General features: G+C 36.1%; 20 protein-coding genes and 1 pseudogene. 15 read left to right on the plus strand and 6 right to left on the minus strand.

From position 1 onward, the window contains the following. Positions 1-162: 162 nt before the first annotated feature. From AAGD72_RS03805 to AAGD72_RS03830, 7 genes and pseudogenes are all read left to right on the plus strand, one after another. The gene (locus AAGD72_RS03805) at positions 163-297 is read left to right on the plus strand and encodes an IS3 family transposase (RefSeq protein WP_007548354.1); all 135 of its coding nucleotides are present in this window, start codon (positions 163-165) and stop codon (positions 295-297) included. Next, entirely contained in the window at positions 294-428 is a 135-nt protein-coding gene (locus tag AAGD72_RS03810; RefSeq protein ID WP_007548353.1) for a hypothetical protein, read from the plus strand. The genes AAGD72_RS03805 and AAGD72_RS03810 overlap by 4 nt, the downstream gene beginning before the upstream one ends. Positions 429-493: 65 nt before the next feature. Then, positions 494-634, plus strand: coding sequence for an IS3 family transposase (locus AAGD72_RS03815; RefSeq protein ID WP_160142645.1), 141 nt, complete (start codon positions 494-496; stop codon positions 632-634). 255 nt (positions 635-889) lie between these two features. Continuing rightward, a complete protein-coding gene (locus tag AAGD72_RS06400; protein ID WP_080717647.1) occupies positions 890-1,060 on the plus strand; it encodes a DDE-type integrase/transposase/recombinase in 171 nt (56 codons plus the stop codon). A gap of 256 nt (positions 1,061-1,316) precedes the next feature. Next, the gene (rmuC, locus tag AAGD72_RS03820; RefSeq protein ID WP_151807714.1) at positions 1,317-2,648 is read left to right on the plus strand and encodes a DNA recombination protein RmuC; all 1,332 of its coding nucleotides are present in this window, start codon (positions 1,317-1,319) and stop codon (positions 2,646-2,648) included. A gap of 84 nt (positions 2,649-2,732) precedes the next feature. After that, positions 2,733-2,927: pseudogene (locus tag AAGD72_RS03825) on the plus strand (IS256 family transposase); the annotation flags it as partial. Between the two features lie 589 nt (positions 2,928-3,516). Then, complete coding sequence (locus AAGD72_RS03830; RefSeq protein WP_153296793.1) at positions 3,517-3,660, plus strand: hypothetical protein; 144 nt, start codon at positions 3,517-3,519, stop codon at positions 3,658-3,660. A 27-nt stretch (positions 3,661-3,687) separates the two neighbouring features. On the opposite strand, the gene AAGD72_RS03835 is transcribed toward AAGD72_RS03830, so the two are convergent. Continuing rightward, positions 3,688-4,860 carry an NADH-quinone oxidoreductase subunit D gene (locus tag AAGD72_RS03835; RefSeq protein ID WP_264339441.1) on the minus strand — a complete coding sequence of 391 codons (1,173 nt, stop codon included), beginning with the start codon at positions 4,858-4,860 and terminating at the stop codon, positions 3,688-3,690. 275 nt (positions 4,861-5,135) lie between these two features. Here AAGD72_RS03835 and AAGD72_RS03840 point away from each other — a divergent pair, with 275 nt between their 5' ends. The 5 genes from AAGD72_RS03840 (at position 5,136) to folD (ending at position 9,396) form a co-directional block, all read left to right on the plus strand. After that, positions 5,136-6,314, plus strand: a complete 1,179-nt coding sequence (locus AAGD72_RS03840) for an aspartate aminotransferase family protein (protein WP_006280246.1) — start codon at positions 5,136-5,138, stop codon at positions 6,312-6,314. Positions 6,315-6,402: 88 nt separating this feature from the next. After that, positions 6,403-7,686 carry an HlyC/CorC family transporter gene (locus AAGD72_RS03845; RefSeq protein WP_007549013.1) on the plus strand — a complete coding sequence of 428 codons (1,284 nt, stop codon included), beginning with the start codon at positions 6,403-6,405 and terminating at the stop codon, positions 7,684-7,686. A 13-nt stretch (positions 7,687-7,699) separates the two neighbouring features. After that, on the plus strand, positions 7,700-7,966 hold the full coding sequence (locus AAGD72_RS03850) for a DUF2312 domain-containing protein (protein WP_010082293.1): 267 nt from the start codon (positions 7,700-7,702) through the stop codon (positions 7,964-7,966). Next, complete coding sequence (locus AAGD72_RS03855; RefSeq protein ID WP_006280027.1) at positions 7,959-8,534, plus strand: UbiX family flavin prenyltransferase; 576 nt, start codon at positions 7,959-7,961, stop codon at positions 8,532-8,534. Before AAGD72_RS03850 ends, AAGD72_RS03855 begins: the two co-directional genes overlap by 8 nt. Continuing rightward, a complete protein-coding gene (gene folD, locus AAGD72_RS03860; protein WP_155968464.1) occupies positions 8,518-9,396 on the plus strand; it encodes a bifunctional methylenetetrahydrofolate dehydrogenase/methenyltetrahydrofolate cyclohydrolase FolD in 879 nt (292 codons plus the stop codon). Before AAGD72_RS03855 ends, folD begins: the two co-directional genes overlap by 17 nt. A 523-nt stretch (positions 9,397-9,919) precedes the next feature. Here the strand turns inward: folD and AAGD72_RS03865 are convergent. From AAGD72_RS03865 to AAGD72_RS03870, 4 genes are all read right to left on the minus strand, one after another. Beyond that, positions 9,920-10,084, minus strand: coding sequence for an IS3 family transposase (locus AAGD72_RS03865; protein ID WP_080717620.1), 165 nt, complete (start codon positions 10,082-10,084; stop codon positions 9,920-9,922). Further along, a complete protein-coding gene (locus AAGD72_RS06405) occupies positions 10,074-10,238 on the minus strand; it encodes a DDE-type integrase/transposase/recombinase (RefSeq protein ID WP_156768648.1) in 165 nt (54 codons plus the stop codon). The genes AAGD72_RS03865 and AAGD72_RS06405 overlap by 11 nt, the downstream gene beginning before the upstream one ends. Before the next feature lie 84 nt (positions 10,239-10,322). Then, the gene (locus tag AAGD72_RS06410) at positions 10,323-10,676 is read right to left on the minus strand and encodes an IS3 family transposase (protein ID WP_080717636.1); all 354 of its coding nucleotides are present in this window, start codon (positions 10,674-10,676) and stop codon (positions 10,323-10,325) included. Next, on the minus strand, positions 10,661-10,963 hold the full coding sequence (locus AAGD72_RS03870) for a transposase (RefSeq protein ID WP_341814614.1): 303 nt from the start codon (positions 10,961-10,963) through the stop codon (positions 10,661-10,663). The genes AAGD72_RS06410 and AAGD72_RS03870 overlap by 16 nt, the downstream gene beginning before the upstream one ends. Positions 10,964-11,233: 270 nt before the next feature. Here AAGD72_RS03870 and AAGD72_RS03875 point away from each other — a divergent pair, with 270 nt between their 5' ends. The 3 genes from AAGD72_RS03875 (at position 11,234) to AAGD72_RS03885 (ending at position 13,364) form a co-directional block, all read left to right on the plus strand. Further along, the gene (locus AAGD72_RS03875) at positions 11,234-11,575 is read left to right on the plus strand and encodes a hypothetical protein (protein WP_041573517.1); all 342 of its coding nucleotides are present in this window, start codon (positions 11,234-11,236) and stop codon (positions 11,573-11,575) included. A gap of 39 nt (positions 11,576-11,614) precedes the next feature. After that, positions 11,615-12,256 carry a fructose-6-phosphate aldolase gene (gene fsa, locus AAGD72_RS03880; protein WP_155968460.1) on the plus strand — a complete coding sequence of 214 codons (642 nt, stop codon included), beginning with the start codon at positions 11,615-11,617 and terminating at the stop codon, positions 12,254-12,256. Between the two features lie 337 nt (positions 12,257-12,593). Beyond that, the gene (locus AAGD72_RS03885) at positions 12,594-13,364 is read left to right on the plus strand and encodes an ankyrin repeat domain-containing protein (protein WP_341814615.1); all 771 of its coding nucleotides are present in this window, start codon (positions 12,594-12,596) and stop codon (positions 13,362-13,364) included. Between the two features lie 9 nt (positions 13,365-13,373). Here the strand turns inward: AAGD72_RS03885 and secA are convergent, their stop codons facing one another. Then, complete coding sequence (gene secA / locus AAGD72_RS03890) at positions 13,374-16,034, minus strand: preprotein translocase subunit SecA (RefSeq protein WP_341814616.1); 2,661 nt, start codon at positions 16,032-16,034, stop codon at positions 13,374-13,376. Between the last annotated feature and the right edge of the window lie 174 nt (positions 16,035-16,208).

A 16,208-nucleotide genomic window follows, 5' to 3' on the forward strand; every position in this document is an offset into this window, starting at 1 on the left:
GACATTGATAAAACTTGAATTTATAGCTAAAGCAACTTCTACAATTTGGTAACCCGTCATCCCGCTACTAGTTAGCGCCGCGGCGGTAAATTGACCTTACCCAGAAAAAGTAGAGAGAAAGTTAAGACGTTTTTGGAGTAAAATAAAACGTTTTTTCAAAATATGACAAATAGAAGAGAATATACAGCAGAGTTCAAATTAGAAGCTGTTAAGCTGGTTAAAGAAACAGGTCAAGCAAGTACAAAAATAGCAAAAGATCTAGGTATAGATGGCAGTATGTTAAGTAAGAAAATATGATGGAAAAATGTCTGGAGCATACGCATTTCCAGGCAAAGGCTCCTTATAACAAAGAAAGATTTGATCTAAAAAAAGAACTAACAAGAGAAAGAGACATCTTAAAAAAAGCCCTGGGCAAAGAAAAAGAGTAAAGTATTCTTTTATATAGAAATTGCTATAAAACACAGGAACTATGTAGGGTTTTGTACTGGTGGTATTGGTTGCTAAGGAAAAAAGCAGTAAAGAATTAGCAAAAGAAGGGCTTCTAGCAGATATTCAAAAAATACATCAAGCTTCTAAATGCAGATATGGAGCCCCTAAAATTCACGCTGAATTAAAAGCTTTAGGCAAAAATTAAAACAGTACAAAGTGTTATGCAAGAAAATGGCATTAAAGCCAAGCTTAGACGAAGGTTCAAAAATAAAAAACAGCAAATAAGCAACCGAGTTGTGGCTCCGAACACATTGGATCAAAATTTTACTACTGATCAGCCAAATAAAGTTTGGGATTACCTACATAAAAACTAAAGAAGGTTGTTGGCGGCAATAATTGACCTATATTCACGCATGGTGGTTAATGAGTAACATGATAATTAGTTATAGATTCTTTATTGATGGCCGTTGATAAACGCAAACCCGATAAAAATCTGCTGTTACATAGCGATCAAGGGTCACAGTATACCTCTCAAAATTACCAATTTCTATTGAATACAAAAAACATCATTTCCAGCATGAGCCATAAGGGCTGTTGTTACGATAACTCCGTTGCAGAAAAGTTCACTTAAAAGGGAGCTGCTTATTGATACTTCTCGCTCAACAAACCAGAACTGCCATATTTGAATACATAGAAATCTTTTATAACAAATAACGTAGACATTCTACTATTAACTATTGCATTCCTGCACAATTTATTCTCATGATAAAAACGTCTTAACTTTCTCTCTACTTTTTCTGGGTAAGGTCACCTCTTTAGGTGCTCCTTTTTTCTTTCTTATACACACAAAAATCATATAGAATTATAAATACAGCTTTTTTATTCTGATGCTTTTCAATTCTATAGCTCTGGTTGTCTCTCTATTACTATTTTTCTACATTATCGTAAAAAAACTGAGCGAAAAGAAAGCAAACCTTGAGGGTAATTTATGTAAATTAGAGCAAGAACTTCAAGAAACAAAGCAAACTTTGCTTACGAAGAATGAAGAAATAGTTGATTTAAGGGTCAAAAAAGCAGAACTTGAAGTAACTCTGCAAAAAGAACGTGAGGAAAAGAAAAAGGAAATAGAATTACTAACAAAAGCAGAGGAGAGATTAACAAACACTTTTAAAGCGCTCTCTCTTGATGCTTTGCAAACAAATAACAATAATTTTCTGAACTTAGCAAAGGAAGTAATCGATAGTAAATTAAAAGAAACGGAAAGCGATTTCAAAAAAAGACAAGCAACGATCAACGAAGTTGTAACTCCAATAAAAGAAAAATTAGAAAAATTCGATAATGAAATACGTGAGCTAGAAAAGGAGAGGGTAGGGGCCTATGAAGGTTTAAAGGAGCAAATTGGAGCGCTGATGAACCAAACTTCCAACCTTGCTAATGCCCTGAGGAAACCTCACATTAGGGGCAAATGGGGTGAAATGCAACTCAAAAGAGTGGTAGAAATGGCAGGAATGATTGAGTATTGCGATTTTTTTACTCAGCCGTCAGTGATTGATAAAAACGAGGATAATTTATTGCGTCCTGATTTAATAATCAAAATGCCATCTGGAAAGCAAATAATAATAGATGCTAAAGTGCCGCTTGATTCTTACATGGATGCTATATCACAAAATGATTTGCAAATACAAAAGGAGAAATTAAAGAACCATTCCCTGGCAATAAAAAAACACATAAATGATTTGGGTAAAAAAGAGTATTGGAATCAATTTGAAAATACGCCAGAACTTGTGGTGCTTTTCTTAACAGGGGAGGGGGTTTTTAGCGCAGCACTGGAATATGAACCTGCTTTGATAGAGATTGGAGTGGAAAAAAAAGTGATCATTGCAACACCGATCACTCTAATTGCGTTGCTGAGAGCAATAGCGTATGGATGGAAGCAAGAGATGATAGCTGAAAACGCAAAGAAAATCAGTGAACTAGGTCATATTTTATATGAGCGCATTTGCACAATGGGTGAAAACTTTGATAATTTGCGCAGGAGCTTAAAAAGTGCTGTTGATCATTATAATAAAACTGCTGGCTCTCTTGAAGCAAGGGTGTTTCCTGCTGCTCGAGAATTCAATAAGCTTGGTATACATGCAAAAAATAAAAGTTTAAGTGCTGCAAAGGAATTAGAGTCTTTACCACGCAGTTTACATACTGAGGAGCTGAAAGTAGATTAGGCATCTTAACAGGGAATGTTCAAAAAAGTGTGTCAAACCAAAAAAAAAGTAATAAATTGATATAAAAAAAATGGAGGTTTGACAATGAGTCAGAAAGTAGTAAACAGAACTACCGGTTTGGTAGATTACAAAGAACTGGAAGCAAATATACTGTCATCAATAAGGGAAGGCAGACCATTAACAGGAAGGGATGGAGCATTTACACCATTTATAAAAAAGCTGCTGGAGGCAAGTTTGGAAGGTGAAATAGAAAATCACTTATTAGCTGAAAGTGAAGAGAGGGTTTGGTTGGAAGAAGTGGAGTAGCGAATGGATATACAAAACGCTGGGTCTATATTCAGACTACAGAATAAGGTATTACAAACCGAAAGCATCACCAGCACAATATGTTATAAACTTTGGTAAAGAATCTGCTAGGAAAGCGTAGTGCGGATGCTGCGTTTGACGAGGCGGGAGCTGGAAACGTTAACATGGGAATTTGGATTGAGGCCTATTGTGAAAACAATGGATCAGCCACCAAACCCTAAAGTAGGCGCGCCAGTTCTTGACCCTACATATTTTTTTGAAGGTTAAATCCAGCTTAGGGTCGAGAAACTTAGATAAAGCCATAGCCAAAGTGTTTAAAAATATTAATAATTATACACACAATTATTCAACCATATTTTTGAAGATAGCTATGCCGCCGCGGTATCTCTTAGCCGCTAACAAGTAGCGGGATGACGATTGTTGGTAAATCTAAGTCAGTTTAGCTATAGGCAGCAATTTTCTGTATTTATTTTAAATTGAAGGAAGCTCAAATGAAAGATCATGTTTTGCTAAAAATCACAGAATGCAGTCTAACAGTGAACGGTTACGCTTTTGATCAAAAATGTTGTATAGTACACAATCAATTTTTCTGGATCCAAGTAGTCAAGGCACTGCCTTTGTGTTTGAGGCAAAATCGGCTATAACACTTAACATACTGCCTTTGCAAACAAATGTTCGTACAGTTATGTGTCAGCTACTTGCATGACGCCATTGCCTGAATGGGTACCAATGATTACCTATCAATCTCACCAAAAACTATATCGAGTGAGCCAATAATTGCTGCAACGTCAGCAAGCATGTGTCCTTTTGCCATAAAGTCTAAGGCTTGTAAATGCGCAAAGCCAGGTGCTCTTATTCGGCACCTATAAGGTCTATTGGTACCATCTGAAACTATATACACTCCAAACTCACCTTTTGGTGCCTCAACAACTGCGTAAGCCTCACCTTCTGGTACGTGATATCCTTCTGAATAGAGCTTAAAATGGTGAATCAGAGCTTCCATAGATTTTTTCATCTCTACTCTTGACGGTGGAGAAATTTTTCTATCTTCAGTTTTTATTTGCCCTTCAGGCATTTTCTCTATGCACTGCTTCACCAAACTGATAGATTGCCTAATCTCTGCCATTCTAACTAGATAACGGTCATAACAGTCGCCATTTTGGCCGATCGGTATATCAAAATCTAGTTGATCATATATCTCATATGGCTGGCTTTTTCGCAAATCCCAAGCAAGCCCAGCAGCGCGCAACATTGGGCCACTAAAGCCCCAATCAAGTGCCTGTTTAATTGATATTTCACTAATTCCTACAGTGCGTTGCTTCCATATCCTATTTTCTGTTAAAAGTTCATCAACATCGTCTATATATTTTGGAAATTGCTCTATAAACTTTGCAATATCCTCAATCAAATCTTCTGGAACATCTGCTGCAATTCCACCTGGCCTGATGTAAGCTGCGTGAAACCTTGCACCTGAAGCTCTTTCGTAAAATTCCAGTATTTTTTCTCTTTCTTCAAAGAGCCATAAAAGAGGGGTCATTGCTCCAACATCAAGTGCTTGAGAAGAAACGTTCAGTAAATGATTTAGTATTCTCGTCAGTTCACAAAACAAGACACGTAAATACTTTGCCCTAATTGGCACTTCACATTGCAACAATTTCTCCACACAAAGTGAATATGCATGCTCTTGTGACATTGGTGATACGTAATCAAGGCGATCAAAATAAGGCAAAGCTTGAAGATACGTTTTATGTTCTATTAATTTTTCAGTACCGCGGTGCAAAAGCCCAATATGGGGATCTGCCCTCTCGATCACTTCACCATCCATCTCTAAAACAAGACGCAACACTCCATGTGCAGCTGGGTGCTGAGGTCCAAAATTTAACATCATTGTCTTTAGATCGGGCATGTCCAGTAGTTTAAGATATTAAAATTGTATAGGCTAAAGTGCGCTCAAAGTCAATAAACTTCTTGCATAGGCTACAACTATCATTCAATAGAAACAAAAACTTTTACAATGGCTAATAAGTGTTGGTAAAACCAAGTCACTTTAGCTATAGAATGACAAAAAAGGTTTGCATTAGCCAAATTTTTAGTTGAAGTAGCATAAGAGGTTAAAGGAAAAGCTTTGTGTTAATGGATTCATTTCAGGTATAGTATAGATAATACCACAATACTTATAAAATGGATCATGTTGTTAATGCGTATAATAGACTTGACACTCCTATAGTCAGGGGAGAAGGGGCATATCTTTTTGATAAAGATGGTAAAAAATATTTAGATTTTGCTGCAGGTATTTCTACAACTTCTTTAGGGCATTGTCATCCATACATTACAGATAAGCTGAAAGAGCAATCGAGCTCATTATGGCACTGCTCTAACATTTTCACTATTCCCGAGCAAGAAAGGCTTGCCGAGCGTTTAACAACCCTTACTTTTGCAGATAAAGTTTTTTTCTGCTCAAGTGGGCTTGAAGCAACAGAAGCTGCAATTAAGTTTATTCGTCGTTACTTTTATTCAAAAGGGCAAGCAAAACGTAATCGTATTATTACAATTGAAGGAGGCTTTCATGGCCGCAGTATTGCTGCAATTTCTGCTGGAGGCAATGAAAAATCACGCGAAGGTTTTGCTCCGCTCCTTTCTGGTTTTGATAAAGTGCCAAGAAATGACATTAAAGCATTAGAAGAAAAAATCAACAATGAAATAGCTGCTGTATTTTTAGAGCCCATACAAAGCGAAGGTGGAGTATATCCACTAGACGTAGAATATCTTCAAAAAGTAAGGGAAATAACAAAAGCTCAAGGAATAATTTTGTGCTTTGATGAAGTGCAGTGCGGATATGGACGCATCGGTTCTTTATTTCATTATCAAAATGTCGGCATTGAACCTGATATGCTAACCTGTGCGAAGGCTATGGGTAACGGTTTTCCTGTAGCTGCATGTTTAGTGAAAGATTATATAGCAGAAGCAATTACTCCAGGAACTCATGGATCAACCTATGGTGGCAATCCACTTGCCATGACTGTTGGTAATGCAGTGCTCGATATAATGCTAAAAGAAGGCTTTTTTGATCATGTTAAAAGAATTAGTAAATATTTAAAAGAAAAGCTGTTGCTTTTAGCTAAAGAATTTCCTGAGATGATTTTAGAAGTTCGTGGAGAAGGGTTACTAATGGGAATAGAACTAGCAACTCTTGTAGCTGATAAAATTATTAGTCGATCTCTTGATAAAGGTTTAATAATAACTAGGGTTTTAAACAACAAAGTAGTAAGGGTAACCCCACCACTTATCATTGAGGATGAGCATGTGAACGCAGCGTGTAATATGCTTTATGATTTGTTTTTTAAGATTAAAGGTATATAAAATTCGGCAATATAAATTCAGGCTTGCAAATGCCTCTCATAACATGTAAAATTAATTTTATTTTTTATCACAATAACATCGTACTTTAATGGATTGGTTATTGGTCTTAGTATCATCAGCAATTTTTGTTTTGTTAGTTTTATCGTTTTTGTTCTCAGGAGCAGAAATAGGCTTAACCTCAATTAGCCGTTCTCGAGTTAATAAGCTAAAGCTAGACGGTAACAAAAAAGCCAGGGTAATAGATCGCTTATTAAATAGGAAAGAATTGACAATAGGAACGGTATTGCTCGGCAATACAATTATTAATATTACTTGCTCTGCTTTATTTACAGCAATATTTATCAATCTTTTTGGAAATGAGGGCATTCTCCTATCAACAATTATAATGACATTTTGTATTTTATTGTTCTGCGAAGTTCTACCAAAAACTTATGCTATTCAAAATCCTGAAAAATTTGCATCATTTTCTGCTTATTTTGTATTGTTTTTTGTAAAGATTTTTTCTCCATTGACACTAGGTATTCAATTTATTGTTAACCTCATCCTAAAATTATGTGGGCTGCATAAAGATAAGGAAGTGATATCTGCAGCGGATGCAATGCGTAATATGATTACTCTTCACCGCAGTGAAGGAACTATGTTGCAACAGGATTTAGATATGCTAAGCAGCATACTTGATTTGGCTGAGACAGAGATATCACAAATTATGACCCATAGAAGAAACCTATTTTCTCTTGATATAGATCGGAATAAAGAAGAGTTAATAAGAGAGATTTTAACCAGCAGTCACAGTAGAGTACCTTTATGGCAGAAGGAACCAGATAACATTGTAGGTGTAATTCACGTGAAAGCTCTAATAAATGCTTTGCGTGAAAAGAATAATAAAGCGGAAGAAGTTGACATTACCCAAGTTATGTCAAGGCCTTGGTTCATACCAGAAAGTACACCGCTCAGCGTGCAACTTCACAACTTCCGTAAGAACAGGAAACACCTTGCATTTGTTATTGATGAGTATGGAGCACTGCAGGGAATTGTAACTCTTGAGGATATACTGGAAGAAATAGTTGGAGAAATTTCGGATGAACATGATTTGATTACGGAGAATTTTATAAAGAAAATATCTGATAATATGTATCACATAGAAGGAAAATCTACTATTAGGGACATTAACAGGCAGTTATACTGGAATCTCCCTGATGAAGAAGCTACAACTCTAGCAGGTATGATTGTGAATGAAATAGAGCGCATTCCTGACGAAGGCGAGGAGTTTTCCATGTATGGTTTTCGCTTTAAGATTTTAAAAAAAGATAAAAATATTATTACTGTTGTTGAAGTGCAAGTAAAAACTGGTAATATTAGTGGCAGCAATTAATTAGTGGAGCTTTATGGAAGATACAGTAAAAATAACGGCTGAAGAGTTGAAGGGTTACATAGAGAGAATCGAAAAACTTGAACAAGAAAAGAGGGATGTGCAAGATCACATTCGTGATGTATATGCAAAAGCCGCAGATGAAGGTTGGGATATAAAAGTGATGAAACAAATTATTAGGCTGAGGAAGATGGATGATGATGACAGAGAGGAACAAGAAATATTGCTTGATACCTATAAACGTGCATTGGGAATGAGCTACGAAGAAGAGTTAAGTGAATAGCAGAATTGTAATTGGAATAAGTGGAGCATCTGGTTCTATTTACGGTGTGCGTATTTTAGAAGCGTTGAAAGACGTCGATTATGAAACTCATTTAGTGATAAGTCGTGCTGGGAAAATAACTTTAGCTCACGAGATTAAAGAAAAACTTGAAGATATTACATCACTTGCAGATTTTTACTATTCTGAAGAAAAGATTGGAGAAAAAATAGCAAGCGGCTCATTTAAAACCTCAGGGATGATTGTAGCACCATGCTCTATGAAGACAATGTCTGAAATCGCATCAGGTGTTACTTCCAATCTATTGACAAGGGCTGCAGATGTAACGCTAAAAGAAAGAAGAAAGTTAGTTCTTATGGTGCGAGAGTCACCACTGCATCTTGGGCATTTACAAAATATGTTAAAATTAACGGAGATGGGAGCAATTATTGCTCCACCAGTGCCTGCTTTTTATATTAAACCGAAATCGTTGGATGATATTATTAATCATTCTGTTGGCAAAGTATTGGATTTATTTGATATCAAATTACCCGACTTTAAGGAGTGGCAAGGAAGTGACAATTATTATTGATGGTAAAAAAATAGCAAACGACCTATGTGAGAGGCTATCACAAAAAATTGATATTTTAAAGAGAGAGTATAACATTTTTCCTTGCCTGAAAGTAATTCTCGTGGGCAGCAATCCAGCAAGTCAGGTTTATGTTCGCAACAAACAGAAAAAAGCAGAATCAATAGGCATAAGTTCTGAGACCATTGTTTTGCCTGATAATATTTCAGAAGATGAATTAATTGAAAAAATCAATGAATTAAATGAAGATCCATCTGTGCATGGCATTTTAGTGCAATTGCCTTTACCAAATCATATTAGTGCAAGCAGAGTAATTAACACAGTAAGTGTTGAAAAAGATGTAGATGGCTTTCATGATGAAAACGTTGGCAAATTAGTTAAAGGTGAAAAAAACTGCCTTATACCTTGCACTCCTAAAGGTTCTTTGCATTTAATTAAGTCAATTGAAGAGAACCTTTCCGGTAAAAACGCAGTGGTAATTGGTAGGTCAAATATCGTGGGCAAGCCAATGTTTTACCTGCTATTGCAAGAAAACTGCACTGTCACCATCTTGCATTCACAAAGCAAGGATTTAGCTGAATATTGCTCTAAAGCGGATATAGTAGTTGCAGCAGTCGGAAAGCCAAATTTTGTTCAAGCAGACTGGATAAAGAAAGGTGCAATAGTGATCGATGTTGGCATAAATAGCGTTAACGTAGGAAAGCTTGTAGGTGATGTTGACTTTGAAGGAATAAAAGGGAAAGCCAAAGCTATGACCCCAGTACCCGGGGGCGTTGGCCCAATGACCATTGCATTTCTAATGATGAACACTGTTATTGCTGCTTGCTTGCAAAAGGGAGTTGATGCTTCTGATTTCATTAGTTGAGGTATGAAGAGGAAAGCTATATGAAGATAGAATGTACCATATCACAATTAATAAAAAATTGAGATTTTTGAAATTCCTCAGTAGTCAAATTTATTAAATATTTAGGATCATCATCTATTCTTTTTTCTCTACAAGTATAGCTAAAGTGGCTTAGGTTTACCTACAATTTGAAAAACAACAAATTCGTCATTCCGCTACTCGTTAGCGGAATCTATGCTGAGATACCGCGGCGATATGACGTAGGGAAACCTTTCTTGGGTTAGCTATAGTTAGTGGAATTGCAAAGTTTCTAGGCATAAAAAGCTTTGAACCTAATATATGAGCCAAACTTGATTTTCCAACCGTAGATACACCTGTAATAAAAATAATAGTCTTCATTTTGTGAATTTACTTGCTATATGAACTATCGGAGAAATTTTTTTATAGTTTATAGTATCTGACCTTACCCAGAAAAAGTGGAGAGAAAGTTTGGAATGTTTTTTACAAAAAGAATGATGCATCAAATTGTTCTGGAATGCAATAGTTAATAGTGACGTTGTTTGTTATAAAAAATTTCTATATATTCAAATATAGCAGTTTTGATATGCTGTTTAGAGTGCCGAGAGGTGTCTATTGGTAACTCCCTTTTTAGAGAACTGAAGAAGCTTTCCACAACAGAATTGTCGTAACAACAACCTTTATAACTCATCTATGTTTTTTATGGATAAGAGATATTGATAACCTTGCGAAGTATATTGTGAACCTTGATCACTATGTAATAGTAGATTTTTGGCAGGTTTACGCTTGTTAACGGCCATTAATAAAGAGTCCATAACCAATTGTTTATTTATTGAACTGCTCATTAACTACCATGCGTGAATATAGATCGATTATTGTTGCCAAATATAGCCATCCTTCTTTGGTTTTTATATAAGTAATCCCATACTTTATTTGGTTGATCGACAATAAAGTTTTGGTCTAATATATTGGGAGCTACTGTCCGTTTGTTGTTTCTTAATTTTAAATTTTCTTCTCAATATAGCCTGAATACCATTTTTCTGCATAATACTTTGCACTGTTTTTAAGTTGCAACTTTTACCCAAAGCCTTCAATTCAGCATGAATTTTAGGAGCTCCATATCTACATTTAGAAACTTGATATATTTTTTGAATAGCTGCGAGTAGCTCTTTATTTGCTGATTCTCTACTGCTTATTTTTCTTGTGGTCCACTTATAGTAGCCACTAGCAGAAAATCCTACATAATTCCTGTACTTTATAGCAGTTACTATATAAAAAAATATTTTACTCCTTTTGACTGGCCAGGGCTTTTTTTTAAATGTCTCTTTCCCTTGTTACTCTTGCTTTGTAAATCAAACCTCTCTTTGTCGTAAGGAGCCATGTTACCTCTACCTGGAAATGCATCTGCTGCCGACTTTTTTTCGTTGTGTTTCTTTATCCATTTTCCTAATAAACCACCCTTTATTCCTAAATCCTTTGCTATTTTTGTAATTGTTTGACCTGCCTTTCTTTGTTCATTTGCCAGTTTAACAGCTTCCAATTTGAATTCTGCCGTATATTCTCTTGCCATTTCTAATCCTCCAAAATTTTATTTTACCCGAAAAAACTCCTTTCTTTCTCTCCACTTTTTCTGGGTAAGGTCAATATACCAGTGCCGAAAATAGTTGACAAAGATTGTGTATACTTATTACAATTGTTTGGGTACCAGAAGTTTTTACGGCAACAAAGTATGCACTAACTATAAGTAAGGAAGACTTTAAGCAGGCAATAAAAAAAATGAAGTAACGTTTAAAAGAGATTGAAGGAGAGAAGAAAAAGGTAAAAGGGAATACGGCAGAAAATGAATCTTATTACAAATAGCATAAAGGGCTTTTATTCTAGTGTTAAATCGGACCTAGATTGGCAAGCCAAACGTAGTCTTATTAGAACATTAGTAAAAGAAGTCAACATTGATCTTGATAAAGTAGATGTAGTATTTAAGATCAAAGAACTTGAAAACCCCGCCCAGAATGGACAAAATCAAAAGATGGTACATTGTCTAAGGGGTCTGGGCACTGGGATGACATCTTTTTTCTTGGTACAAATTACTCTTATGTCTCAATATTTGTACAGTTGTGTTATCGGCTGTTTGATGTTTACAACGCAGGAAGTTCATACGGTTGTAAGTCAAGCGGTAGGATGACAAGATTTTGCAAGGGTATTTTTTTTATAGGAGATTAATATGGAAATTTTTCTTGATAGCGTTGATTTAAATGAAATTAAAGAACTAAAGGAGTTCATTGACGGCATAACAACTAATCCTTCTTTAATAGCAAAGTCCGGGCGTAAAGATAAATACGAGGATTTAGTGCGTGAAATATGCTCTATTATAAAAGGGCCTGTTAGTGTTGAAGTTGTTGCAGATAGCCATGAAGAGATGATCACAGAAGGTCTGAATTTAGCAAAAATTGCTGATAATGTTGTGATCAAATTACCTCTTATACATGAAGGATTAATTTCTTGTAAAAAGTTATGGACAGAGCATAAAATACCTGTTAACATCACATTATGTTTTTCTCCTGGACAAGCACTGCTTGCCGCTAAGGTCGGTGCTTGTTTTATTTCCCCCTTTGTTGGTCGCCTTGATGATATAAGCTATGATGGCTTATCGCTAATAGAAGATATATGTACTATATATTCTAATTACGGTTTTGATACTAAAGTTCTTGTTGCATCAGTGAGAAGCCCAGCGCATGTAATAGAAGCTGCAAGGCTTGGTGCTGATTCAATTACTGTGCCAGCAAAAGTACTTAGACAATTAATTAATCACCCACTTACTGACCAAGGGCTAGCAATATTTGAAAAAGACTGGGGTGTAAAATAATAGACGGTTACAAATGAACATAAAAATTGGCGTATCCGTTCAGGCAATGGCGTCAACTTAAGAGCCTTCATTAGCAAACTCTCCTAAAGACATGATGGCGTTTGCTACCTTATTGCGGCTGCCCTGGTCGAATTTTAACTTTATAGCTAACCCAAGAAAGGTTTCCCTACATCATACCGCCGCGGCGCTAACGAGTAGCGGAATGACGAATTTGTTGTTTTTCAAATTGTAGATAAACCTAAAGCTATAGAAAAAAAGAAGAACCAGTTTCTTAGTTCTTCATTGACATAATCCACTTCATATGCCTTAATAAAGTTTTATAGCTTGGTAGGAAATAGTGGGATCAGAATTTGAAGAAATGCTAAAGGAAATATTACAAGAAATTAATGATCAAGGCTTCAATAAAGATAATATAATTGATAAAATTAAGGATAAGCTGCAGGAAAAGGACCCACGCGTATACAACGGGTGGAAAGATAACAAGTTTGATATAGATCACCTGTTTTTACCAGGTATCATGTTGCGTATGATAGCTAAAGATACAAAATTAACAGGGTTCTTTATAGAATATGAAAGGACTCTTTTATATGTTGCTGCTGAACATGGGCACATACAAATAGTAGAAAATCTATTAGACAATGGAGCGAAAACCGGTATAAAAAATGGATATTGCAAAGAAGCTCCTTTACATGTTGCTGCTAAACATGGACACATACGAATAGTAGAAATTTTGTCAAAAAAAGAAGCAGATGTTAATATACAAGATCGAGGAGGAAGAACTCCTTTACACTACGCTGTTCAGCGTGGATACCCAAAGCTAGCAAAACTTCTACTAAATGATGGTGCAGATCCATCATTTATTCATAGATCTAAAGCTATAACAGCAGGAGTTGCTGTGGGTATATTAGCTGCCATTGTTACTCCATTAGCACTCGTTTACGCTACTGCATTACCTGCACTAGCAATAATTGGAATTACTGTAGCATCTGCACTGATAGTTGGTGGAATTTCCTATGGGGCTGCGTATAAGTCATCAGAGCACTCATTAAACAGTAAGCTAAGTGAGGTTAGATGCAGTAATGTTGATGGAAATAAACAAACTGTATAACCATAATTATTAGCTCACCACAGTAACCGCACCATGGCAGTGTTTGTATTTCTTTCCGGAGTTGCAAGGACATTTGTCGTTTCTTGAGACTTTGGGAAGTCTGCTATTTCTAGCAGAATGTAACCTATTGCCTATCTCTTGGTTGTCTGCCAACTTAAAGTGTGCTAAGCGGTGAATGGTGAGTTCCTTCCATTTTTCAAGCATTGACTCAAACATCAAGAAAGCTTCGCGTTTAAATTCATTCAGTGGATCTTTCTGCCCCATAGCACGTAAGCTTATGCTTTGTCTTAGGCTCTCTAGAACTGAAAGGTGTTCCCTCCATAAATGATCAAGTGTCATTATCATCATTTGCTTCACGATCGTATTCCACAAATCTGTAGTGTGCTGACTGTTGAAATATTTTTCTTTCTCAGTAAAAAATTCTTGTATCTTATCATTTATATAATTCAAAGCTTCTTGTTTATTCAAAAACTTTGCCAAGTCTTCTTTATCAAGCGTTATTCCATACCTTGTATGGAATTCTTTGGCTATATCTTCAACATAATCTTCGTAATAGCCACTTTGGATTATACCTTCTACTACGCTCTCATTTACTTCGCTATACACTTCAAATATATCATTAATTTCGTTGCCTAAGATATTGTTTCTCTGCTTAAAAATAACTTTACGTTGGTTATTGATTACGTCATCAAACTTAAGTAGAGATTTCCGCACGTCATAGTTTCTAGCTTCAACTTTCTTTTGCGCTTTCTCGAGTGCCTTATTGATCCATGGATGATGAATAGCTTCGTTATTCTTTAACCCTACTTTTTGTAAAAAGCTTCTCATTCTATCAGAGCCAAATATTCTCATTAGGTCATCTTCGAGCGATAAAAAGAACTTAGAAAGTCCAGGATCCCCCTGACGACCAGAACGGCCGCGTAATTGATCATCTATTCTCCTGCTTTCATGTCTTTCGGTTCCAACCACACATAAACCACCAGCTTTTATAGCAATTTCCTTATCTTTTTTTACTCTTTTGACTATTTCTTGGTATTTTTTTTCTTTTTCATCAGCATTTTTTATCTTCTTTAGCTCTACCTTTGCGATCATTTCAGCATTTCCACCGAGTTGAATATCAGTTCCACGCCCTGCCATGTTAGTTGCTATAGTGATACTACCTGGCACCCCAGCTTGCGCTATTATGTACGCCTCTTGTTCATGATAACGAGCATTCAATACTGAATGCTTAAGAGAATGGCTTTGCAAAAGCGCAGAAAGCTTCTCAGAGTTTTCGATGCTCACCGTGCCAACAAGTACCGGTTGAAGGCGCTTGTGGCATTCTTCTATAAACTTCAACACAGCATTAAATTTTTCCTTTTCTGTACCGTAAATTTCATCATCAATATCAACTCTTTTTACAGGTACATTGGTTGGAATTTTTACTACATTTAATCTGTATATATCACGAAACTCTTCTGCCTCTGTTGCTGCTGTTCCCGTCATTCCGGAAAGTTTATTGTACATACGAAAGTAATTCTGAAATGTGACCGATGCTAAAGTTTGGTTTTCATGCTGAATTTCAAGATTCTCCTTCGCTTCAAGTGCCTGATGAAGACCATCGGAATATCTCCTGCCCTCCATCATACGCCCAGTAAATTCATCAATAATCACTACCTTGCCATCCTTTACTATATAATCTTTATCAGCAGTAAACAGCTTATATGCACGTAATGCTTGGTCTATATAATGAGTCATTATCATGCTGTCAGTATCATAGAGCGAGGAATTTTCAGGAATGAGATTGTATGACCTTAGTAGTTCCTCCACTCGTGAAATACCATCTTCAGTCAAGAATACCGTTCTACCTTTTTCATCTACTTCATAATCGGAGTCAACTAATTTGGTTACTATTTTATTGATATGCTTATATATCTGATTGTTTTCCTCAACCGGGCCAGAAATAATAAGCGGAGTGCGAGCTTCATCAATGAGTATTGAGTCCACTTCATCAACTATTCCGTAGTGAAAGCCTCTCTGAACCATGTCTTCTTGAGAAAATTTCATATTGTCTCGCAGGTAATCAAAGGCAAGCTCGTTATTTGTGGAATACACGATATCTGCACTGTAAGCCTCTTTCCTCTCTTCGTCTGTCAAGTTATTCGTAATAAACGCAACAGAAACCCCAAGAGAATTATATAATTTGCTCATCCACTCTGTGTCTCGTTTTGCAAGGTAGTCATTAACAGTTACGACGTGTACGCCTTTCCCTTCTAAGGAATTTAGATATGCTGCTAAAGTTGCAACGAGTGTCTTTCCCTCTCCTGTTTTCATTTCTGATATCATACCATTGTGGAGCACCATTCCACCAATCAGTTGAACATCAAAGTGCCTCATGTTAAGAAACCTTCGAGAGGCTTCACGCACAACTGCAAATGCAGGTACGAGAAGATCATTTAACGTTTTCCCATTTTTCAATTCTTGTTTGAATTCTTCAGTTTTACCAGCAAGCTCCTCATCAGATAAACTCTGCATTTCTGTTTCTAATGCATTTATTTGCTGAACAATTTTCCTAAAGGATTTTATTATCTTCTTATTTGTTGACCCAAATATCTTTCTTATAAAAAAGAATGACAACGTAAAAATGAAAAATATAAGAATGGCTGTCAAAATTAGCGGAGAATCTAGCATAAACTTAAGTAAAGTCTTATTTAATATGAGATTATATTACTAAATGCAGCCTACAGCAATTACATATTAGATTTGGGGAGTCTTTGGAAAGTCTTTTTTAAATCAAGAATTAAGAGTTTGCCAGGCAATTCCTACCCTCGAAGGCCTTTCTATCAACACATAAAGACTCTATTG

It is taken from the genome of Wolbachia endosymbiont (group A) of Chalcis sispes, assembly GCF_964026765.1.
Classification (GTDB): Bacteria; Pseudomonadota; Alphaproteobacteria; order Rickettsiales; family Anaplasmataceae; genus Wolbachia; species Wolbachia pipientis.

What these genes read in the sequence shown, in the direction of transcription:
- AAGD72_RS03875 (WP_041573517.1), top strand. Translation starts at nt 11,234, where the DNA reads ATGAATCTTATTACAAATAGCATAAAGGGCTTTTATTCTAGTGTTAAA.
- AAGD72_RS06400 (WP_080717647.1), top strand. Translation starts at nt 890, where the DNA reads ATGGCCGTTGATAAACGCAAACCCGATAAAAATCTGCTGTTACATAGC.
- rmuC (WP_151807714.1), top strand. Translation starts at nt 1,317, where the DNA reads ATGCTTTTCAATTCTATAGCTCTGGTTGTCTCTCTATTACTATTTTTC.
- AAGD72_RS03845 (WP_007549013.1), top strand. Translation starts at nt 6,403, where the DNA reads ATGGATTGGTTATTGGTCTTAGTATCATCAGCAATTTTTGTTTTGTTA.
- AAGD72_RS03830 (WP_153296793.1), top strand. Translation starts at nt 3,517, where the DNA reads ATGTTGTATAGTACACAATCAATTTTTCTGGATCCAAGTAGTCAAGGC.
- AAGD72_RS03805 (WP_007548354.1), top strand. Translation starts at nt 163, where the DNA reads ATGACAAATAGAAGAGAATATACAGCAGAGTTCAAATTAGAAGCTGTT.
- AAGD72_RS03865 (WP_080717620.1), bottom strand. Translation starts at nt 10,084, where the DNA reads ATGAGTTATAAAGGTTGTTGTTACGACAATTCTGTTGTGGAAAGCTTC.
- AAGD72_RS06405 (WP_156768648.1), bottom strand. Translation starts at nt 10,238, where the DNA reads ATGAGCAGTTCAATAAATAAACAATTGGTTATGGACTCTTTATTAATG.
- AAGD72_RS03840 (WP_006280246.1), top strand. Translation starts at nt 5,136, where the DNA reads ATGGATCATGTTGTTAATGCGTATAATAGACTTGACACTCCTATAGTC.
- AAGD72_RS03870 (WP_341814614.1), bottom strand. Translation starts at nt 10,963, where the DNA reads ATGGCAAGAGAATATACGGCAGAATTCAAATTGGAAGCTGTTAAACTG.
- fsa (WP_155968460.1), top strand. Translation starts at nt 11,615, where the DNA reads ATGGAAATTTTTCTTGATAGCGTTGATTTAAATGAAATTAAAGAACTA.
- AAGD72_RS03850 (WP_010082293.1), top strand. Translation starts at nt 7,700, where the DNA reads ATGGAAGATACAGTAAAAATAACGGCTGAAGAGTTGAAGGGTTACATA.
- AAGD72_RS03835 (WP_264339441.1), bottom strand. Translation starts at nt 4,860, where the DNA reads ATGCCCGATCTAAAGACAATGATGTTAAATTTTGGACCTCAGCACCCA.
- secA (WP_341814616.1), bottom strand. Translation starts at nt 16,034, where the DNA reads ATGCTAGATTCTCCGCTAATTTTGACAGCCATTCTTATATTTTTCATT.
- AAGD72_RS03810 (WP_007548353.1), top strand. Translation starts at nt 294, where the DNA reads ATGATGGAAAAATGTCTGGAGCATACGCATTTCCAGGCAAAGGCTCCT.